Origin of the sequence: Bacillus pacificus (assembly GCF_020861345.1) — a bacterium.
Classification (GTDB): Bacteria; Bacillota; Bacilli; order Bacillales; family Bacillaceae_G; genus Bacillus_A; species Bacillus_A pacificus.
Genome location: NZ_CP086328.1, coordinates 1,944,490 through 1,964,685, shown reverse-complemented (window position 1 = coordinate 1,964,685; position 20,196 = coordinate 1,944,490). Strand labels below are relative to the sequence as shown.

The following is a 20,196-nucleotide window of genomic DNA, read 5'->3' as shown; positions in this document are numbered from 1 at the left end:
ACCCCTTGTGTTTTTTATATTCCTTATAATATTCTCACTACATTTAAACTTGCTGTAATCGCACCTGCTATGGTCGTTACATGCCCTACACCTAATGGACCATTCTGTAATACTAACGTTGAATTAGCACTCGTTACATTCACGAGGAGCGTATTTGAAATAGCTGGTTCTAGAACGACCGTTGATGTCGTTACGTTTTGTATAAAACTCCCTGTTAGTTGTGTTCCATTTAATAGCAACCTAACAGATACAGTCTCATTCCCCCCATTAGCATCCCCTTGAAAATAGTAGCTTACTAAATATATTCCTGGCGTCGCTACTGTAACTGTCGTAGCACTCGTTAATGATACACCTGTTCCATATACAGTGGATCCTGAATTAATTGGAATGTTGGCATTTGCAGCAATTGTGCTTGTTGAGGTCGAAAAGAAATATCCACCACCTGTCGATATAGCAGATGATCCTGTTGCTCCAGTTAAGCCTGTTGGACCCGTGGCACCTGTTGGGCCTGTTACTCCTGTTCCCCCTGTCGCTCCTGTTATACCTTGTAGACCTTGGGTTCCTGTCGGTCCTGTTGCTCCCGTTGCTCCCGTTGGGCCGGTTGCTCCCGTTACACCGGTTACTCCTTGCGGCCCTTGAATTCCTTGTATCCCTTGTGGACCCGTTACCCCCGTTTGACCTGTCGCCCCCGCCTGACCTGTTATCCCTTGTGGACCTTGGATTCCTTGGATTCCTTGAATGCCCTGTGGACCGGTTGGGCCTTGTAGACCTTGTATGCCTTGAATTCCTTGTGGGCCTGTTGCCCCTATTGGACCTGTTGGACCCTCTGCACCTTGCACTCCTTGGATTCCAGTCGCTCCGGTTGGCCCTATATTTCCTTGAGGTCCCTGTATGCCTTGAATCCCTTGTAGCCCCTGTAAACCAGTTGGACCTGTTTCTCCCCTTACCCCTTGCTCACCTTGTATGCCTTGAATTCCTTGTGGACCGGTTGGACCGATTGGACCTTGCACCCCTTGCTCGCCTTGTGGGCCGGTTGGACCAGTCGCTCCTACCGGTCCCTGTATCCCTTGTAAACCTTGTAGACCGGTTGGACCGGTTACTCCCATTACACCTTGAGGTCCTTGAATACCTTGATCACCCGTTGGACCGGTTGCACCCATCGGTCCCTGTACTCCTTGCAAACCTGTTAAACCGGTTGCTCCAGTTGGTCCCTGTACTCCTTGCACTCCTTGAATTCCAGTCGCTCCCGTTGCTCCCGTCGCTCCCGTTACACCAGTTGCTCCCGTCGGACCTGTTGGACCTCCTGGTGATCCTGCTGGACCTGTTGGACCGGTCGGACCTCCTGGCGGTCCGGTTGGGCCGGTTGCTCCAGTTGGACCTGTTGCAGATCCTGTTGGACCGGTTACTCCTGTTGGACCAGTCGGGCCAATTGGTCCCTGAATACCTTGTATACCTGTTACACCTTGTAAACCACTATTCCCTAAATTCCCTTGAACACCTTGTATACCCGTATTTCCTGTTGGGCCAGTCGGACCAATTTCACCTTGCACTCCTTGTATCCCTTGTATTCCGGTTGGGCCTACCTGCCCCACTTCACCTTGCATGCCCTGTATACCTTGTATTCCAGTTGGACCTGTTTCTCCCATTGGCCCTGGTATTCCCTGTATCCCTTGTATTCCTGTTGGACCAGTCGGTCCTCTTCCCCCTTGCATACCTTGAACACCTTGAATTCCCTGTGGACCTTGTTCCCCCATAGGTCCTTGACTCCCTTGAGCACCCCGTGGTCCTGTTAAACCAGTTGGCCCCGTTGGACCGATTTCTCCCTGCACCCCTTGCACTCCTTGTATTCCTGTCGGACCTGTTGGACCAATTGGTCCTTGTACGCCTTGTATTCCTTGCGGGCCAGTCGGTCCACCTAAAGAACCTGTCGGCCCCGTTGGACCAGTCGGTCCCGTAATACCTGACGCTGGAAAAGGAATAGGTGCTTGAAACTTACTACACTTATCTTGATCCTTCACAAGCATCTCCCCCGTTATAACTAGCGTATCAAACTATTTTTAATACATTTAAACTAGCTGTTATCACACCAGATAATGTCGTTACATGGCCGATAGCTAATGGACCATTTTGTAAAGACAAAGTTGCATTTGAAGAAGTAACTTCAATGACCATCGTATTCGAAACTGCTGGTTCTAATATAAAAACACCTCCTGTAACATAAAAAATAAAACTCCCTGCTACTTGTGTTCCATTTAAAGTAAGCCTCACGGAAATCGTTTCATTCCCCCCATTTGGATCACCTTGAAAATAATAACTTACTAAATAGATTCCCGGCGTACTTAACGTTACAGTTGTTGCATTTGTTAAACTTACACCAGAACCAAAAACTGTAGATCCGGAATTAATTGGTATTAACGCATTCGCTGCAATTGTACTCGTTGCAGTAGAAAAGAAATAACCGCCCCCGCTAGGTAAACCAGTTGCTCCTGTTGCACCTACAATTCCTAAAAAACCTATAGACCCTTGACTACCAGTTGCTCCGGTAGGTCCTACAGCCCCAATCGATCCTTGACTACCTTGCGCTCCGGCTGGCCCTTGACTACCGCTAGCCCCTGTTATTCCACTTGCTCCAGTTGGGCCTTGTATTCCTTGTATTCCTTGCACACCTTGTATTCCAGTTACTCCTGTTGCTCCGGTAGGTCCTGTCATTCCTGTACTTCCTTGTATCCCCATAATCCCTTGAACGCCTTGTATTCCTTGTGCTCCTGTCGCCCCTACTTCTCCTGTCGCTCCTGTTTCTCCAGTTACGCCCGTAGCCCCAATATTTCCTTGTGGTCCCTCGGGTCCCTCAATACCTTGTGTACCTTGCACCCCTTGAGGACCTGTTATCCCGTTTTCTCCTAGATTCCCTTGGGGACCTCTAATTCCTTGCGCACCTGTCGGACCGGTTATTCCTTGTATGCCTTGCATTCCTTGAGAGCCTTGTGCACCTGTTGGGCCTACTATACCTTGTATTCCTTGAGGTCCTTGCATACCAATAGCTCCAGTCGGTCCTATTATTCCTTGTACTCCTTGAGGACCTTGTGCACCTTGCGGACCTGTCAATCCCGTTGTCCCTTGTATCCCTTGAACTCCTTGGGTCCCTTGTACTCCAGCTGCCCCTGTTTCTCCTCGTATTCCTTGTGCACCTTGTATGCCCTGTGCTCCTGCTGGACCGGTTACCCCTTGGATTCCTTGTGTACCTTGAGCTCCTGCCGCTCCTGTTATGCCTGCCTGACCTATTATTCCTTGTAACCCTTGTATGCCTTGTGCTCCTGTTGGACCTGTTATTCCTTGTATTCCTTGCACACCTTTAGGACCTTCTGCACCCGTTGGACCGATTTCTCCCTGCGGACCTTGTATGCCTTGTGGACCTTCTACACCGGTTGCTCCTGTTATTCCTTGTAACCCTTGGGGCCCCTGTGCTCCTTGAAATCCAACTGCTCCAACTACACCTTGAGCTCCTTGCGCGCCTCTTACACCTTGAGGACCAGTTCCCCCTGTTACACCCCGCGCACCAGTTTCACCCGTTGGACCAGTTGGCCCCCCAGGTGGACCAGGCGGGCCTGATGGACCAGTCACTCCACTAGATGGACCAATGGGACCGGTTGCTCCTGTTGGTCCCCCAGGAGGACCTTCTACACCTTGTGTACCAGTTGGACCGGTTGCTCCAGTTATCCCTCGTACTCCTTTTGCTCCTTGAAAACCTGTAGATCCACTTACTCCTTGTATTCCCTGAACACCTTGTGGACCTTGAGGGCCTGTTACACCGGTTATCCCCTTTATTCCACTTATACCTTGAGGACCTTGTATTCCAGTAGAACCAGTTGGGCCTACTACACCTTGTATCCCTTGATCACCTTGGTGTCCTTGCTCTCCGGTAATTCCTTGTATCCCTGGTGGACCTTCTTCTCCTTGTATACCTGTAGTTCCATCCTCCCCTTGTATTCCTTGCGCCCCTTGAGGACCTTGTGGACCTGTTACACCTGTAATACCAGCTTCACCTATTACCCCTTGCATTCCTTGTGCTCCCGTTTGTCCCCGCTCGCCTATTTCTCCTTGTATTCCTTGAGGACCTTGTATACCTTGACTACCAGTTGGGCCTGTAATTCCTTGTATTCCTTCTAATCCTTGTACTCCAATATCACCCGTTGGACCTTGATTTCCAATTAATCCTTGAGGACCTTGGAGGCCAGTTGGACCAGTTACACCTTGCTCTCCAGTATCACCAACGGCACCTTGTATTCCTTGAGCCCCTGTTGTACCTCGCGGACCTTGTATTCCCCTAATACCTTGAGGACCTTGGGACCCAGTTGCTCCCGTCGGTCCAGTCACCCCTGTAGGACCAACAGGACCTTCATGCCCTCCAGTTGGACCAATTGGACCACTATTACCTGTTGGACCAGTTGCTCCTATAAGCGGAAGAGGCAGTGCCACTCCAAATTTTTTGCACTTTCTATGATGACGCACAACAATCCCCCTTCCCCAAAATAATTACACCTTTTATATGAAATGCATTTTTATAAGAAAAGTATACAGCTGACCTCATTTTTTAAAAAATAAAGAAGCCTATCATTTCAAATGAATGAAATGATAGGCTTCTTTTTATTAAACAATTTACTTTCTCGCCTTAATAATAAAAGTAGTTGGAACCATCCTAGCTTTATATAAAGAATAATATTTCGTAGAAGGCTCCACTAATTCTTCATCAAACGAGCTCGATGGTTCAGGCTCTTCAATCCTCTCAATTGTAAATCCCGCTCTATTTAACTCATTTATGTATGTACTTATTTTTCTCTTATATAACGTTGCTTGTACATTTTCTCCTTTAAATGTTTCAAACGTAATAGGAGTTTCTTCATGATAAGACGAACTTAAAGCAATCTCCTCTGTTCCATACATTAAGTTTGAATATACGGGATGCTCCCAGCTAAAAACAAAGCTTCCTCCTGGCTTTACATATGAATATATCAGTTCCAACGTTTTTCTTAAATCCGAAGTCCATCCTAATGCATAAATGGAGTATACAATATCAAAATAATCTTTCGGTATATCCCCTTCTTCTTCCATTGCTCCACATATTAACTTTGAATCCCAACTCTTTAACGTTTCATTCGCTGTTTTAATTTGCTCACTTGAAAGATCAAGCCCCCATACTTCCTCAGCGCCATGTTCAGCCATATATTGCAACGAATGCCCACTCCCACATCCAATATCAAGTACCTTTTTACCTTTAATTGAATCGAACAAATGAATTTCATCTTCAGACGCCGTATAAGGACCATATTTCGGTAAACAATCCACTTGAAAGAAATATGGTGCAACTGTATCCCAACACTTTTTATTTAAAGCTAACATTTGCGTACCTTTCATATGCTACATTCCCCCATCCAATTTTCTTCCCCATAATATAAATTAGACATTATAATAATCTGTACCCTTTGTAAAGGACATTTTAAAAAAAGTTAGGCGGCATCAAGAAGATGGTTTCTGTATTCGACAGGAGTCATCTTCTTTAAATTCCACTGATATCTGTGCTGATTATAGTATTTCATATAGTCTTTAATTTCTTGTTTTAACTGTGTGAAAGATGTACAAGTTTTGATGTGTGCTTCATCTTTAAAGTGCCCGAAAAAAGATTCTTGTGGGGCATTATCCCAACAGTTTCCTCGCCTTGACATAGATTGTCCCAGCTTTAATTTTTTGACTAATTTTTGATAGGTAGGACTTGTGTAATGAGCACCTTGATCAGAATGAATATAGGCATCTTGCGTTAATCGTACCTTCTTATTCTTCTTTAGTTTGTGCAGCGTCGTCGTTGCGATATCTAAGGTAAGTCGTTCTGAAACATGATACGCCAAAACTTCATTCGTAGACCCGTCTAGAATAGTAGATAAATATCCTTTTTGATTCTTACCATAAAACAGGTATGTGATATCTGTAAGAAGTACCTTTCCCGGTACACCTTGCCTAAATTCGCGTTTTAATCGATTGGGTACCACGAAGTGTTCTTTCGTCGCTTTCAACATTTTTTTATAGGGATTTTCTCTACGAATAGGACAGATTATCCCATATTTTTTCATGATTCTACGGATGCGTTTCAAATTGTAGACAACTTGAAATTGACCCGCCAATGTCATTTTGATCTGACGAGCCCCCTTTTTTCGGTTTTTAAATCGAAATGCCTTTAATATAATCTCTTTCACTATTTCATCTTGATGTATTCTTTTCTCTCGCCGACTTTGAGAAATGGCTAAAAAATAATTATAGTATCCAGAACGTGAAACGCCTGCGACCTGACACAAATATCTCACCATATTTTTCAGGCGGTATTTTTCAATGATAGAACGAATTAATAGGTACTTTTGACTAGCGTGTAACGTTATTTCTTTCCCATCCTCCCTTCCATAAATTTGATCTTTTTTAACAGTTCATTTTCAGCTTTTAATAAGTTTCGTTCCGCTTCCAAACGTGCATATTTCTCCTCTAATGTAAGTTCTCTTTCTGACTTTCTTCCTGAGTTTTCCTTACGTGTGTCTCTTAAGCCCCATACACCGTTTTGCTTATAGGACGTACGCCATCTATTTCCTGATGACACAATACGTTGTAGACCGATGATATCTATATCAAAACCACATTCTTCAAAAATAATACGAGGTGGTTTACCCTGTTCATTTTCCTTAATAAAAATACGCTTGAATTCATCGGTATAGGTAATTCCTTTTTGGCTTACCGATTTTACGTATCGATTTTTTGATAATATTTGAATTTCCTTTTCTGTAAGCAATTTTTTCGTCATTTTGAAATTTCTCCGATTCTCATTTTTCTCTCATTATACAAGAAATACCCTATAGAATAGACTTTTTTTAAGTGTCTATTCTATAGGGTACAGTTTATAACCCGATCTCCCTTTTCTCTTCGCCCTGTAATTTTTTACTTTCGCGATTGTTCCACATGCTCTTCCTTCTTCTCCAGCATACATACCGCACCATCTTTTACTTCCATTTCGTGAATTGTCATAAAATACCCAGCGGCAATCTGGACATGCTTTTAACCTCCCCCATAAATTTTCTTGAACTGCTATTAAAACAATGCTTAATACTTTTGTATATACAGTTTCTTCGTGTATTGGTTCATACGTAATACCTTTCATATCTTCCATTACATGTACATGAAATGGATATTTCTCTAACCACTTTTGCAATGATCCTTCACCTTCAATTGCCGCCCGAATATCTTCTCGAAAACTTTTTAATTCCTCTATCGTATGAAATGGAAACTCTTCATGAAAATATTCTTTCATAAAGAGCTTTATATCCTCTTCTGTTTGCAGCAAATCAATTGCTTCTCTCGTATCGTTTGGTATTCTCCATGTATTTAAAAATTCTCGAATATACTCTAATTCGTTTGGTGCGTTTTGGCTCAATTCCATTCACCTTCTTCTTAAAATTTACTTTTTTCTGACTTTGTGTATAATTATAGTATAAAATAGTTAACCATCAAATGATTTTACTGGTTACATAATTAGGAGGGGTTTTATGAAAAGTTTCTCAATACCGATACGTTTCATGCTTATTTCTTCATTTTTTATGTCTTTTGGGTATTTTGCAGTATACGCATTTTTAGCTATTTATCTATTAAGCTTTCTTCATTTTTCAACTTTTCAAGTCGGAACAGTGTTGACAGTTATAATAATTACATCACGGGTTATCCCTTTATTCTCAGGTTTAATTGCTGACAAAATAGGCTATATCATTATGATGATAGCCGGATTATTTTTAAGAGGAATCGGATTTATCGCTTTAGGAATATGCTCTGATTTCTATACAGTTTCTATTTCTTCTGCACTTATTGGCTTCGGAACTGCATTTTACGAACCTGCTGCGCGCGCTATATTTGGCTCACAGCCAGCTCATTTGCGAAAAAATTTATTTACATATTTAAACCTTAGCTTTAATTGCGGTGCAATAATCGGACCAATTGCAGGAGGGTTCTTACTCTTACTCGATCCAATCTATGCTTTCTCTCTAACAGGATCTCTTATGCTGTTATTTGCTTTAATCTTTTACTTACTTAAAAACCACTTCCAAGTCACTACTGAAAGTACGTCTATTGCATTAGGAATACAGACTATCTTACAAAACAAGTCTTTCCTTCTGTTTTCATTTATCATGATCTTCTTCTATATTATGTTTACTCAGCTTACTGTCGCGCTTCCACTTCATATGAAAAACATTAGTAATAGCAATCAGCTTGCTACATTAGTCATTACGATAAATGCAATAACAGGCGTCATATTTATGGTGTTATTTCGAAAACTCTTTCACAAATACAACACGCTTTCATTTATTAAATACGGTATTTTATTAATGAGTATTTCCTTTTTACTCATCCCTTTATTTCAACACCCATATTGGCTATTTATTTGTGTAATTTTCTTTACAATTGGTGAAACACTCGTATTACCTAACGCTGATATCGCTATTGCAAATTACAGTAATGAATCATATACAGCTACTTTCTTCGGATTTTATCAATTATCACTCGCATTTGGTTTTATCATCGGTAATTATACCGGTACATGGTTTAAATCCAAATTAAACGGAATGTATACACCATGGCTTATTTTCGGGGGAATAGGACTTATTGGTTTTATTTCACTTCATATTTTAAATATAAAAAAAGAGCGCTCTAAAGAAGATATATACCTACTAGAAAAATATTGATACTCAACAATAAGTAAACTTTTCAATCTCCCTTAAATTTGATTTACATATTATGGTACAATCAAAAGAGTACTAGCTAAACATTTACGCTCCACACTAGCAGTCTAACAATGCCAAAATCAAAAATTACATAGAATCGGGGGGATGTTATGAAAAAGAAATTAATTGTTCTTCTATTCACCGGAATCATATTATCCGGATGTTCAGCTATTGCAGAAAATTCTTTAGAAACCGGAAACGGCAGTATGGCATTATTAACACCAACGATTACAACAAAAGATAATGAATTAGAAATTAAGACTGAAGGTATTGATGAAAATAAAGTAACTTTTATTTATGTCGCTAATAAAAAAGTGTTGGAGCAAAAGCTAAAAAATGGTGAATCCTACAAGCTTAACATTAAAGATATCGAACACGCTCATAGGACAGACTACAAACCTAAAGTTCAACTTTTGCAAACGAAAGATGATCATAATGATGGAGAAATAGTTACCTTTAAACAAGTTAGATATACGGTTAAAAACTAATTTTAAAGTTGTTTCATTATAAATAACAGTGGATAAATGTAAGGGGTGCTAACATGAAAAAACGATGGATTTCTTGGTGGATCGGTAACATATTTTGGATTATCGTTTTTGGAATATGGGCCGCTATTATTTGGCTACGAGATGTTGATGGTGCTGGTGTTATTCAAACACCCGAAATTAAATCCATATCACTTATCGTTTTATTAATCGCGTTTATCATACCGGTATTTTTTCAAGTTATATGGCTAATTATTAATTTGAGGATGAGCAGAAAAAATAATTATACGATTTAGTTTTTCAATTAACAATAGAAAAGAGAGGAATCTACATCAAAATAGATTCCTCCCTTTTACATTTGGACTTATACTGCGCTTTTCATGCAGCACTACTCCTCTTTTTTTAAGATGCATGTTCATCTTTCTTCTTCATTAACGCTCTTTTCTTCATCGCCTTCGTTAAATATCCGCCTTTAAATGAACGAATTTCATAAGAAGACATAAACGCTTTCGGTGCAATTTCATTAATAATTTCTAACAGTTCTTTTTCTCTAGAACGCTTTGCGACGATATCTAAGCGATAACGTATTGAATTAATACCTTCGCCTTCAAATACTGTAACGCCAAATCCAGAGTGACGTAACTCATCTACTAATTCATTACAACGGTCTAGTAAACTAACTTGATACGTAATATAACCAATTGCTAATTTATTCTCTATATAACCGCCTAATAACAGTCCCGCACTAAAGCCAATGACATAGGCAACGATGTTCATCCAATTTGATAAATCTTGAAACACAATACCTAAACTGACAATGTAAATAGCTCCTTCTAACAATCCTACGCCAGCAGCGGATCTTGTTTGATTCTTTACAAGCAAAATCGTACGGATTGTTAAAATGGGAACGTAAATAATTTGAAGCACAAAAATAAGTAGCGCTTGTAACATTGGTATCCACCTCTTTCAAAAAGTCTTTTGTCATGATAACATACATAACCTTTAGAAATCGATGGGTTTTTAAATTTTTTTTTATTATTTTTCATACTATTGAAAAACGTAAAAAAGAAGCGTATTATATTTGTCGTTAATTTGGTTATTTGTATCATATCAATAAAATAAAAAGGAACCCCAATTAGGTCCCTTTCATCATAGCTCTATGTTTTTCGAAGCATGTTCCCTTTTCTTCTCTTCTTCTTTCACTACCTGCATATTTGCATAAGCTAAATTCGCAATCATTAAAAAGTGACCACCTAAAATGCCTGTACCGAATGCCCACATTTCCATTTCATGTTCAATTTCATACATGATGATAGCTCCTAAAATGGCAGCTGCAAATCGGTTTAAAACTCCTAATCCTGGAGCCTTTTCCTTCATTACGATACTTTTCCCGAGTTTCTCTACTCTGCGAGCTAATAACCAAAGGCAATATGCACTTACAGCTAATCCGATACCAAACCCTGTTACTTGTTTTCCAAACGGAGTAATCGTCCACATAAGTAGTAAACCACTAAAGATCACATACAATTGTAATCGATATACACGTAAGGCTTCTTGAATCAAAATATCCGCTCCTAAGTTCTCATTTTTTTGTACTTTAGAAGAAAAGCAGCAACCTACACAGTTGCTGCTTTCTCTTCTTCTTGTTCCTCTTCCATCTTACGAATTTCAACACGTTTAATTTGGTAAGCGTCTTTTTCTAACACTTTAAATTCATAACCTTCCGCCTCAACGTGTTGTCCTTCTTCGATTTCATGATTTTGCATCATAATCCATCCACCGATTGTATCCACATCATCTTCTTCAATGTGTAATCCAAATAAATCTTTCACTTCTGAGATAAGCACTTTTCCATCAACAATGATATGTTGCTCGTTCACATGTTGAATTGGTGGTGCTTCATCCTCATCATATTCATCACGAATTTCGCCGACGATTTCCTCCAAGATATCTTCAAGCGTTACAATTCCAGCTGTCCCTCCGTACTCATCATATAAAACAGCCATCGGAATTCGCTTCTTCTGCATTTGAAGTAATAAATCGTGAATTGGAGTCGTTTCCATCACTTCAATAATCGGACGCATATACGAGCGAATTGATGATAAATCTTTTTGATCCTCGGTCATATATCGAATAAAGAAATCTTTTACGTTGACCATACCGATAATATCATCTTTATCTTCTCCAAAAATCGGATAACGTGTGTATCGCTCATTTTGGATTACTTTCATGTGTTCTTCTACTGAATCTTCCAGATAGAAACCAATGATTTCTGTTCGCGGTACCATAATCTCTTTTGCAATACGATTATCAAATTCAAAAATGTTATTTACATACTTGTATTCAGCCTGATTAATTTCGCCACTTTCATAGCTATCTGAAAGGATAAGGCGTAATTCTTCCTCTGTATGAGCTACTTCGTGTTCTGAAGCTGGTTTTAAACCGAATAAGCCAGTTACAACACGCGCTGAACCGTTCAATACCCAAATAAATGGATACATCACTTTATAGAACATCATTAATGGACCCGCCAATAATAACGTTACCCTTTCAGCCTTTTGAATTGCCATCGTTTTTGGAGCTAATTCTCCTACTACAACGTGTAAATACGTCATAATCATAAAAGCAAGACCAAATGTTAATACTGATGAAATAGAAGGATTTAAGTTCCATTTCTCAAATAACGGGTGTAATAACTTTTCAATTGTCGGTTCACCTAACCAACCTAATCCCATAGCTGTAACTGTAATACCTAATTGACAAGCAGATAAATATTCATCTAAATTTGTTGTTACTTTTTTCGCTGCTAAAGCACCGCGTTTTCCTTCTGCAACAAGCTGATCAATACGACTTGAACGTACTTTTACAATCGCAAACTCAGCTGCTACGAAAAATCCAGTAAATGCGATTAAAATCGCAACCATGACTAAATTAAATATTTCCAATGAATCCCCTTAGTTAAAAAACTAAGGTGTCCACCTCCTGTATACTATAATGTTTTCTTATTTCTTTCTTAGAAAACATAGCCCGATACAAAAATTAAAGAGGTCGGATTTCACTTTTTCTATAATAATAGAGCAAGTGTCTGTATTAAAGCTGTCGTTTGACCAGATAAAGATTTCGATATTTTTTCACGTTGTGAATCAGTCAATCCATCTAAAAGCGGCTTTAACTCTGTTAACTCTGCTTCTAATCGATGAATATGGTCTGTCACTTCATTCACTTGTTTCGAAACGTGTTCATTGATACCGAGCAGCTTCTTCTTCTCCTCGATTTTCTCTTTAATCTCACAAAGCGGCATATGCATTTCTTTGCACTTCTCAATAAATTGTAATGTCTCAACTGCTGTTTCGTCGTAATAGCGATAATTAGATTGAGATCGCTCCGCTTTTAAGATACCTAGATTCGTATAATAATCAATCGTTCGTTTCGACACGTGAGCCATGAGAGCCAACTGTCCGATTCGATACACCTTCCCAACGATCTTCCCCCCTTGTTTATATTACTAACATCATACAATACATAAACTGTACAGTCAAACGTGACGGTTTACTATTCATAATTTATACACAATTTCACACACATCTAAGTATGTAGTATATTCACAAACTATAACTCTATCTATATAGTTAGATTGCTGTTTTTTCGATATACTGATACTAAAATAGGAAAATGGAATTCCCCGTTCCTTTCAACCTTTCTTACTGTAAAACATATGATAATAATAGTGAAATACAATCATTATTTATGCAATTGGAGGAGATTAAAATCACTAGGACAGTTATCTCTCACTTTTATAACGAGGAGTATTTATTACCATGGTGGCTTATGCATCATACAAAAATATTCGATCACGGTATTTTAATTAATAGAGGTTCTACAGATCGTTCCGTAGAGATTTGCAAATTATTTGCTCCCCACTGGGAAGTACGAGATTCAAGATTTCTTGAATTCGATCCCACTAATACTGACATTGAAGTAATGGAAATTGAAAGAGAAGTTTCAGGTTGGAAGATGGTATTAAATACTACAGAATTTCTTTGTTGTAATAATGTAGAAGAATTTTTCTCATCACTTCATACGTTAGGCCAAAATATGTATGCGATTAGAATGATTGTCATGATTGACAAGCATGATTACAATCATTCAAAACTAAGATACTCCATTCCTTTAGTAGAACAACGATATCACGGGCTCTTTCCTTATAAACCAGAAACCGGCTGTGCCTGGAGATTTATACACAACCATCTTGATGGTGCATATTTACCAGGCAGACATTTTTCTCGGCACCAACCTATCGTTTATAACTCTCCTTCATTCATTTTCAAATTTTATTTTAGCCCTTGGAACGAACATACAAAGGCAAGAAAATTACAAATTACACCTACCCTTTCAAAAAAGGGCGTTCGAATGGGACTTCAAACACATTATGGTCAGTCCCCTGAGCAACTCGAAACTCGATTTTTAGAGCTTAGTAGCATAACCCAAGATCTTCGTAACCACCCTGAATACCAACAATTATTCCCTAAATTCAAACCTTAATATTTCTCACCCTATCATATTCCACACATTTTTACACACTTAGCTAAAAACCATACCATTTGTATTTCATATGAATACTGTATATATTATAAATTTTTATTTTAGGAGGAAAAAATGAAAGCTGTTATTCTTGCTGGTGGATACGGGACAAGGATTGGGGAGGAAACACATTTAAAGCCGAAACCTATGATTGAAATTGGAACAAAACCTATTCTATGGCACATTATGAGTTTGTATAGCCATTACGGTATTACTGAATTTATTATTTGCTTAGGCTATAAAGGATATGCGATTAAAGAATTCTTTCTAAACTACAACTTACACATGTCAGATTTCACGATACATTTAAGAGATAATACAATTACTAGCCATTCTCATCGTGTAGAACCGTGGAAAGTTACACTAATCGATACTGGTGTAAATACCGAAACGGGAGGACGAGTGAAAAGAATTCAAAATTTTGTTGGAGACGAACCTTTCTGCCTCACTTATGGTGATGGATTAAGTAACGTAAATATAAAAGAACTTATTGCATTTCATAAAAAACATGGAAAAATGGCAACTGTTACCGCCGTACAACCTCCTGGTAGATTCGGTTCTCTCATATTAGATAAACAGTCTGTAACATCTTTTCAAGAGAAGCCACTCGGGGATGGCGGATGGGTTAACGGTGGATTTTTCGTTTTAAACCCTGAAGTTTTCAATTACATTAGTGGAGATAAGTCTGTTTTTGAAACAGACACTTTAGTTCAGTTAGTAAACAAAAACGAACTATCAGCATATCAACATACTGGTTTTTGGCATCCGATGGATACATTGCGCGATAAAAATAAATTAGTCGAGCTATGGAAAAGTAATAACGCTCCGTGGAAGGTTTGGTAATATGGCTTCTTCATCTTTTTGGAATAAGAAAAAAGTATTTATTACGGGACATACTGGATTTAAAGGCTCTTGGCTCACCCTTTTCTTAACTTCTTTAGGTGCAGAAGTAGTTGGCTTTTCTTCTCACCCCCCATCGATTCCTAATCTTTTTGAACAATGTAACGTAGCAAAAGAGTGCATAACAATTCATGGCGACATTACAGATTACGATTCTTTATTCCACGCCCTAAAACATCATAACCCTAACATACTATTTCATTTAGCTGCCCAGCCAATCGTCACCACTTCATACAAAAATCCTATCGAAACATTTAAAACGAATGTTTTAGGCACTGTTCACGTATTAGAAGCTGCAAAACATATAGAAAGTATACGTGGCATCATTAATGTTACAAGTGATAAATGTTATGAAAATGACGGGAGCGGTAACCGGGCATTCGTGGAAAGTGACCGACTAGGAGGTTTCGACCCTTATAGTGCTAGTAAAGCTTGCGCTGAACTAGTGGCAACATCCTATCAAAAATCATTCTTCCACACTAACACTCAGAACCTTGCCTCAGTAAGAGCAGGTAACGTCATCGGCGGTGGGGATTGGGCAGAAGACCGATTATTCCCAGATGTCATTCGTGCATATTTACAAGATGGTACATTAACGATTAGAAACAAAAATGCTATTCGCCCGTGGCAACACGTATTAGATCCTTTACACGGCTATATCCTTTTAGCTGAAAAACTTTGGACAGACGCTGAATATGCAGAAGCATGGAATTTCGGCCCGTTGAACGAACCTAACAGAACCGTTCACGATGTCATTCAATCTGTAATAAAATTATGGAATAAACAACTAACAATCACTTCCCCCTCTACAAACACTCCTTATGAATCGCCTGTTTTAACACTCGATAGTACAAAAGCAGTAACTAAACTCGGCTGGACTCCTAAGTTATCAACAGATAAGGCTATCACTTGGACTGTTGATTGGTACAAAAAATATGCATCTGGTGAAAATATCGAATCTTTCACGCGACAACAAATCGATGCATTCAAAAATTTATAAGGGGGCTATAAAATGGAACAGAAAAAATGCCGTTTTTGCCACTCATTACTCAGCAACACTTTTTTAGATTTAGGTGTTTCTCCTCTCGCTAACTCATTTGTTTCTCCAGAAAACTCATATAAAATGGAACCATTTTATCCATTGCACACATTTGTTTGTCACTCTTGTTTACTCGTACAATTAGATGAATTTGAATCTCCGCACAATATTTTTCATGACTATTTATACTTTAGCTCTTACTCATCAAGCTGGCTACTGCATGCTAAACAATATGTAGAAATGGCGATTAAGCGCTTCCGCTTAAAGAAACATTCAAAGGTTGTTGAAATCGCGAGTAACGACGGGTACTTATTACAATACTTTCAAAAAGAACATATCGAAACGTTAGGAATTGAACCAGCAAAAAATGTAGCAGAAATCGCTATCCAAAAAGGAATCCCTACTGAAGTGAATTTTTTCAGCAACGACTTAGCAAAAAAATTACCGCAAGCAGATTTAATCATCGCTAATAACGTATTAGCACACGTTCCGAACTTACATGATTTTGTGGCAGGTTTAAAAACGTTATTAAAACAAGACGGAACAATAACAATTGAATTCCCGCACTTATTAAATCTCATATCCTTTAAACAGTTTGATACGATATACCATGAGCACTTCTCCTATTTCTCACTTATAAGCCTGCAAAAAGTTTTAGCTCACCATCATTTACAAATTGTCGATGTAGAAGAACTTGCAACGCACGGTGGTTCCTTACGTATTTTTGTAAAACATCATAGTGACGAATCAACTATCCATTCTAGTGTTACAAAATTAATCCAAAAAGAAGTAGATCACGGGCTAAATACATTAGATTGTTATCTCCTTTTTTCTAAACGCATCGAACAATTGAAAATAAATATTTTACAGTTTTTTATAGAAGCGAAAGCTTTAAACAAACAAATTATCGGTTACGGTGCGCCAGCTAAAGGAAACACCCTTTTAAATTATTGCGGGATAGGAAAAGAATTTCTAGCTTATACAGTAGATAAAAACCCTCATAAACAAAATCTCCTTCTACCAGGAACCCGCATTCCAATAAAATCTCCAGAAGAAATAAAACGTACAAAACCTGATTACATTCTTATACTTCCTTGGAATTTAAAAGACGAGATTATGAAAGAATGCTCTTTCATTCGTGAGTGGGGCGGCAAATTTTTAGTAACAATACCAGAAGTTGAGGTAATTGAGCCATGAAAAAAATCCTTGTAACAGGCGGTAGCGGATGGATTGGTAAATATGTTGTACATTCTCTTATTCAAAAGGGCTATGAAGTGCACGCCACTTACAATACAAATAAGCCTTCCCATCTTTCTTGCCATTGGCATAAAGTCAACTTACTTTGCGATGAAGAAGTAAAAAAACTCATTTACGACATGAAGCCTAGTCATCTCATTCATTTAGCTTGGGAAGCAGTGCCGCCAGCGTGTTATGTATCTATCAATAATTACTATTGGCTTACATCCAGCATCTCATTGATTCAACACTTCACAACATGCGGCGGAAAGCGAGTCGTTGTTGCCGGCACCGGCGCAGAGTATGAATGGTTTAACGGCGTACTATTTGAAGATTCACCGCTTCTTTCCTATAAAACACCGTATTCATTATGTAAAAACGCACTACACTCCTGGCTACAAACGTACGCTGAGCAATCAGGCCTCAGCATGTGTTGGGGCCGTATTTTTCATATGTATGGCCCTCACGAACAGGGGAATCGGCTCGTTTCTAACATTATCACTTCTTTATTAAAAAATGAGGAAGCACTATGTACACATGGAAAACAATCAAGAGATTTCCTCCATGTGAGCGACGTCGCTCATGCTCTCGTAACGATATTAGAACACGACGTTACAGGCACAATCAATATCGCTTCTGGTCAATCTGTACAAATTAAAGAATTAGCATCTATCATTGGGACAAAGATAGGAAAAGAGCATTTAATTAAACTGGGTGCAATCCCTTTCTCTAAAGATGAACCTTTATTTGTCGGCGTTCATGTAGAGCGTTTAAAAACTGAAGTAAACTGGAAACCGACATACGATCTAAATACAGGAATCGAAGAAACAATTTCATGGTGGGAATCATTTATACAAAAGCATAACGGTACGCATCACTAAAACGTAAATCCTTCGTCCCTCTTGCTAATTCCTTATACCATTCTTCTAATCTTTCCGGCGTAATAATATGGTGTGTACCCATCCCCCGATCCTTACTAGCTTCAGAAAGGGTCGGACCAATTTGTAATTTCCTCTTTCTCATCTCATCGTTCCACGGGCTAAACCCAAACCATAATATACAAGCAAGAGGCGGATAAATCATAGATTCATGTGCAGATAAATGTCTTCCAACCGTATAACTTCCGTGTTCATGATTATGAATAAATCTACCTCTTCTCCATAACGGCCATTCTTCTGGTAAATAACCGTGAAATCGCTGCTTCATTAAAGGTATACCAAAGTTAAGGTCCGGATAATTGTAGTTAGGATCATCAACCATAATAAGCCCTTCCAGCCAATACATCCTTCCTCCCAATTCATTTAGTGATTTCCAAAACTGATTTTTATCTTGCACACAAAGAAACTCAGTCGTATTTAAAATCATTTTCCATCCCTTTACTTCTTGTTCCACCCTCATTACTTCATGATCTGTCGCTAATGCATCAAATTCTGGATTTGCAGAATCTCGTACTTCCCAGTGCGGCGCGAACTTTTTACAAATTTCAACGGAACGATCTGTTGAACCTTTATTAATTAAAATGCCATGATCAAATAACTTCGTATGATGAGCAAGCCACCACGGTAATAAATACTCTTCGTTATAAAAATGAGAAATAACGGTTGTAGTTATAATAATCTCCTCTTTCTCTATTAATCTATTTTTCACCCTACAACCAATATACTCATAAACTAAAAATATGTTTCCTATATTAATGACCAAATAGTATTACTAATATTTTTGTAAGTTTTCCTTCGGTACCCAGCCATCCTCACCACCTGTTTTTTCACACCAAACCCATCCATTCAATTCTTCTAATCCAATCAATCTTTCTCCAATACTTACATTTAATTCTTTGGCAGTATATTGTTTCGTAATGATTCCTACATCAGTTGTATTTTTCATTATAATTTGCTCCGGAACCCACCCTTTCCGGTCATATTTCTCTTCGTGACAAAACATCCAGTTTTCCCAATTTTCAGGACCATCGTAACTCTCTATCATTTTCACTACATCCCCCTCTTCTAAGCGAATTGGATCAGGATAATTGCTAACATATGATTTTATAACGATATATTTCATAACAACCTCCAATAATCAGAAAATTAAGTTATAATGTCATTATAACTTAAGAAGGAGGAATACACATGTACTACAACACTTCATTCGAAAACGATCAACCAGTAGGCCGTCTATAAACTAAGACGGGCATTCATATAACACATGCACTATGCCTCGTCTTAGGGAACTCATCATACCCTAAAAATAGACGGAGGTACTTTATATGAAACAAACAATTTTAGGAGCTATATGTTTATCACTAGCAGCTAGTATATGGGGCGGTATGTACGTTGTTAGCAAATATGTACTCGACTTTATCCCTCCACTAACACTCGTTTGGCTACGCTTTATCATTGCTTTTGTTGTTTTGTATATGATTTTAAAAATAGCTGAGAAAAAACAAAAGAAAACAGTAACCATTCACAAAAAAGATTGGCTCCTATTCGCTTGGATTGGATTTATCGGATATTTCATTTCGATCACTTGTCAATTTATCGGAACAAAACTATCCGACGCTCATACAGGATCTTTAGTAACATCAGCTACACCTGCATTTATGGTTATATTTGCAGCGATCATTTTAAAAGAAAAACTAACCGCTCGTAGATTACTATCTACCATCATAGCGACAATCGGTGTCATTATCGTAATCGGATGGGATATTGAAATTGGCTCCTATTTTATCGGTACAATCATATTAGTTGGGGCAGCTATTACGTGGGCTCTACTATCTATTTATGTAAAAATTGCTTCAGCTCGATTTTCATCTTTAGTGATTACAACGTACGCTATATTCTTTTCACTCTTTTTTATTACACCTTTTATGGTATGGGAATTTCAATCAAACCCAATTGAACATATGAACCTATATGTAGTATTAGGCGTACTTTATTTAGGAATCGTCTCAACTGCAGGTGCCTTTTTCCTTTGGAATAAAGGATTAGAATTAATGGATGCAAGCATCGGCTCGTTATTTTTCTTCTTCCAGCCTATTGTTGGATCATTGCTTGGTTGGCTCTTATTAAATGAGACATTAAATAGTAACTTTTTTATTGGTGGTATTCTTATTGTATGTAGTGTTTTTATTACTACTTTTGAAAAGAAATGAAAA

Annotated in this window: 20 protein-coding genes; 9 read left to right on the top strand and 11 right to left on the bottom strand. The window is 38.5% G+C overall.

All coding sequences use genetic code 11. The annotated features are described in order from the left end of the window. Positions 1–23 precede the first annotated feature (23 nt). From LMD38_RS10235 to LMD38_RS10215, 5 genes are all read right to left on the bottom strand, one after another. Complete coding sequence (locus LMD38_RS10235) at positions 24–2,024, bottom strand: collagen-like protein (protein WP_228920274.1); 2,001 nt, start codon at positions 2,022–2,024, stop codon at positions 24–26. Between the two features lie 22 nt (positions 2,025–2,046). Continuing rightward, positions 2,047–4,509 carry a collagen-like protein gene (locus tag LMD38_RS10230; RefSeq protein ID WP_062821794.1) on the bottom strand — a complete coding sequence of 821 codons (2,463 nt, stop codon included), beginning with the start codon at positions 4,507–4,509 and terminating at the stop codon, positions 2,047–2,049. Between the two features lie 147 nt (positions 4,510–4,656). Beyond that, positions 4,657–5,412: a class I SAM-dependent methyltransferase gene (locus LMD38_RS10225; RefSeq protein WP_062821795.1), complete on the bottom strand. Its 756-nt coding sequence runs from the start codon at positions 5,410–5,412 to the stop codon at positions 4,657–4,659. A gap of 92 nt (positions 5,413–5,504) precedes the next feature. Further along, positions 5,505–6,838, bottom strand: a protein-coding gene (locus LMD38_RS10220) for an IS3 family transposase (protein ID WP_085966774.1) whose coding sequence is annotated in 2 segments (ribosomal slippage) — positions 5,505–6,451 and positions 6,451–6,838 — 1,335 coding nt in all. Because the reading frame shifts where the segments join, the coding sequence is not laid out codon by codon here. A 75-nt stretch (positions 6,839–6,913) separates the two neighbouring features. Next, positions 6,914–7,465: a CGNR zinc finger domain-containing protein gene (locus tag LMD38_RS10215; protein WP_228920273.1), complete on the bottom strand. Its 552-nt coding sequence runs from the start codon at positions 7,463–7,465 to the stop codon at positions 6,914–6,916. A 112-nt stretch (positions 7,466–7,577) separates the two neighbouring features. Between LMD38_RS10215 and LMD38_RS10210 the strand changes: the two genes are divergently transcribed. The 3 genes from LMD38_RS10210 to LMD38_RS10200 all read left to right on the top strand — a co-directional run bounded on the left by LMD38_RS10210 (position 7,578) and on the right by LMD38_RS10200 (position 9,585). After that, a complete protein-coding gene (locus LMD38_RS10210; protein ID WP_000834832.1) occupies positions 7,578–8,765 on the top strand; it encodes an MDR family MFS transporter in 1,188 nt (395 codons plus the stop codon). A gap of 149 nt (positions 8,766–8,914) precedes the next feature. After that, positions 8,915–9,292 carry a hypothetical protein gene (locus LMD38_RS10205; RefSeq protein WP_016718092.1) on the top strand — a complete coding sequence of 126 codons (378 nt, stop codon included), beginning with the start codon at positions 8,915–8,917 and terminating at the stop codon, positions 9,290–9,292. A 53-nt stretch (positions 9,293–9,345) separates the two neighbouring features. Next, a complete protein-coding gene (locus LMD38_RS10200; protein WP_000747680.1) occupies positions 9,346–9,585 on the top strand; it encodes a DUF3923 family protein in 240 nt (79 codons plus the stop codon). Between the two features lie 106 nt (positions 9,586–9,691). Here LMD38_RS10200 and LMD38_RS10195 read toward each other — a convergent pair whose 3' ends face one another. The 4 genes from LMD38_RS10195 to LMD38_RS10180 all read right to left on the bottom strand — a co-directional run bounded on the left by LMD38_RS10195 (position 9,692) and on the right by LMD38_RS10180 (position 12,761). Then, the gene (locus LMD38_RS10195) at positions 9,692–10,240 is read right to left on the bottom strand and encodes a DUF2179 domain-containing protein (RefSeq protein WP_000938438.1); all 549 of its coding nucleotides are present in this window, start codon (positions 10,238–10,240) and stop codon (positions 9,692–9,694) included. A gap of 198 nt (positions 10,241–10,438) precedes the next feature. After that, positions 10,439–10,852 carry an ATP synthase subunit I gene (locus tag LMD38_RS10190; RefSeq protein WP_000613878.1) on the bottom strand — a complete coding sequence of 138 codons (414 nt, stop codon included), beginning with the start codon at positions 10,850–10,852 and terminating at the stop codon, positions 10,439–10,441. A 53-nt stretch (positions 10,853–10,905) separates the two neighbouring features. Then, on the bottom strand, positions 10,906–12,234 hold the full coding sequence (locus LMD38_RS10185; RefSeq protein ID WP_000402269.1) for a hemolysin family protein: 1,329 nt from the start codon (positions 12,232–12,234) through the stop codon (positions 10,906–10,908). A gap of 119 nt (positions 12,235–12,353) precedes the next feature. After that, complete coding sequence (locus LMD38_RS10180; RefSeq protein ID WP_000285644.1) at positions 12,354–12,761, bottom strand: MerR family transcriptional regulator; 408 nt, start codon at positions 12,759–12,761, stop codon at positions 12,354–12,356. Positions 12,762–13,036: 275 nt separating this feature from the next. Between LMD38_RS10180 and LMD38_RS10175 the strand changes: the two genes are divergently transcribed. The 5 genes from LMD38_RS10175 (at position 13,037) to LMD38_RS10155 (ending at position 17,926) form a co-directional block, all read left to right on the top strand. Continuing rightward, complete coding sequence (locus tag LMD38_RS10175) at positions 13,037–13,831, top strand: glycosyltransferase family 2 protein (RefSeq protein ID WP_062821804.1); 795 nt, start codon at positions 13,037–13,039, stop codon at positions 13,829–13,831. Positions 13,832–13,945: 114 nt separating this feature from the next. Continuing rightward, complete coding sequence (rfbF, locus tag LMD38_RS10170; protein WP_228920272.1) at positions 13,946–14,713, top strand: glucose-1-phosphate cytidylyltransferase; 768 nt, start codon at positions 13,946–13,948, stop codon at positions 14,711–14,713. Position 14,714: 1 nt separating this feature from the next. Beyond that, positions 14,715–15,770 carry a CDP-glucose 4,6-dehydratase gene (gene rfbG, locus LMD38_RS10165; RefSeq protein ID WP_061183594.1) on the top strand — a complete coding sequence of 352 codons (1,056 nt, stop codon included), beginning with the start codon at positions 14,715–14,717 and terminating at the stop codon, positions 15,768–15,770. A 12-nt stretch (positions 15,771–15,782) separates the two neighbouring features. Next, entirely contained in the window at positions 15,783–17,006 is a 1,224-nt protein-coding gene (locus LMD38_RS10160; protein ID WP_000435751.1) for a class I SAM-dependent methyltransferase, read from the top strand. Continuing rightward, positions 17,003–17,926, top strand: coding sequence for an NAD-dependent epimerase/dehydratase family protein (locus LMD38_RS10155; RefSeq protein ID WP_062821796.1), 924 nt, complete (start codon positions 17,003–17,005; stop codon positions 17,924–17,926). The genes LMD38_RS10160 and LMD38_RS10155 overlap by 4 nt, the downstream gene beginning before the upstream one ends. Here the strand turns inward: LMD38_RS10155 and LMD38_RS10150 are convergent. Continuing rightward, a complete protein-coding gene (locus LMD38_RS10150; protein WP_061183595.1) occupies positions 17,895–18,692 on the bottom strand; it encodes a glycosyltransferase family 2 protein in 798 nt (265 codons plus the stop codon). The two genes, LMD38_RS10155 and LMD38_RS10150, sit on opposite strands and share 32 nt — an antisense overlap. 63 nt (positions 18,693–18,755) lie before the next feature. Continuing rightward, positions 18,756–19,106, bottom strand: a complete 351-nt coding sequence (locus LMD38_RS10145; protein WP_061183596.1) for an SH3 domain-containing protein — start codon at positions 19,104–19,106, stop codon at positions 18,756–18,758. A gap of 202 nt (positions 19,107–19,308) precedes the next feature. Between LMD38_RS10145 and LMD38_RS10140 the strand changes: the two genes are divergently transcribed. Beyond that, positions 19,309–20,193, top strand: a complete 885-nt coding sequence (locus tag LMD38_RS10140) for a DMT family transporter (RefSeq protein ID WP_000814740.1) — start codon at positions 19,309–19,311, stop codon at positions 20,191–20,193. Positions 20,194–20,196 lie beyond the last annotated feature (3 nt).

Excerpts from the sequence above, each read along its gene's own strand:
- LMD38_RS10235 (WP_228920274.1), bottom strand. The coding sequence starts at position 2,024 with ATGCTTGTGAAGGATCAAGATAAGTGTAGTAAGTTTCAAGCACCTATT.
- LMD38_RS10225 (WP_062821795.1), bottom strand. The coding sequence starts at position 5,412 with ATGAAAGGTACGCAAATGTTAGCTTTAAATAAAAAGTGTTGGGATACA.
- LMD38_RS10210 (WP_000834832.1), top strand. The coding sequence starts at position 7,578 with ATGAAAAGTTTCTCAATACCGATACGTTTCATGCTTATTTCTTCATTT.
- LMD38_RS10205 (WP_016718092.1), top strand. The coding sequence starts at position 8,915 with ATGAAAAAGAAATTAATTGTTCTTCTATTCACCGGAATCATATTATCC.
- LMD38_RS10200 (WP_000747680.1), top strand. The coding sequence starts at position 9,346 with ATGAAAAAACGATGGATTTCTTGGTGGATCGGTAACATATTTTGGATT.
- LMD38_RS10195 (WP_000938438.1), bottom strand. The coding sequence starts at position 10,240 with ATGTTACAAGCGCTACTTATTTTTGTGCTTCAAATTATTTACGTTCCC.
- LMD38_RS10175 (WP_062821804.1), top strand. The coding sequence starts at position 13,037 with ATGCAATTGGAGGAGATTAAAATCACTAGGACAGTTATCTCTCACTTT.
- rfbF (WP_228920272.1), top strand. The coding sequence starts at position 13,946 with ATGAAAGCTGTTATTCTTGCTGGTGGATACGGGACAAGGATTGGGGAG.
- rfbG (WP_061183594.1), top strand. The coding sequence starts at position 14,715 with ATGGCTTCTTCATCTTTTTGGAATAAGAAAAAAGTATTTATTACGGGA.
- LMD38_RS10160 (WP_000435751.1), top strand. The coding sequence starts at position 15,783 with ATGGAACAGAAAAAATGCCGTTTTTGCCACTCATTACTCAGCAACACT.
- LMD38_RS10155 (WP_062821796.1), top strand. The coding sequence starts at position 17,003 with ATGAAAAAAATCCTTGTAACAGGCGGTAGCGGATGGATTGGTAAATAT.
- LMD38_RS10145 (WP_061183596.1), bottom strand. The coding sequence starts at position 19,106 with ATGAAATATATCGTTATAAAATCATATGTTAGCAATTATCCTGATCCA.
- LMD38_RS10140 (WP_000814740.1), top strand. The coding sequence starts at position 19,309 with ATGAAACAAACAATTTTAGGAGCTATATGTTTATCACTAGCAGCTAGT.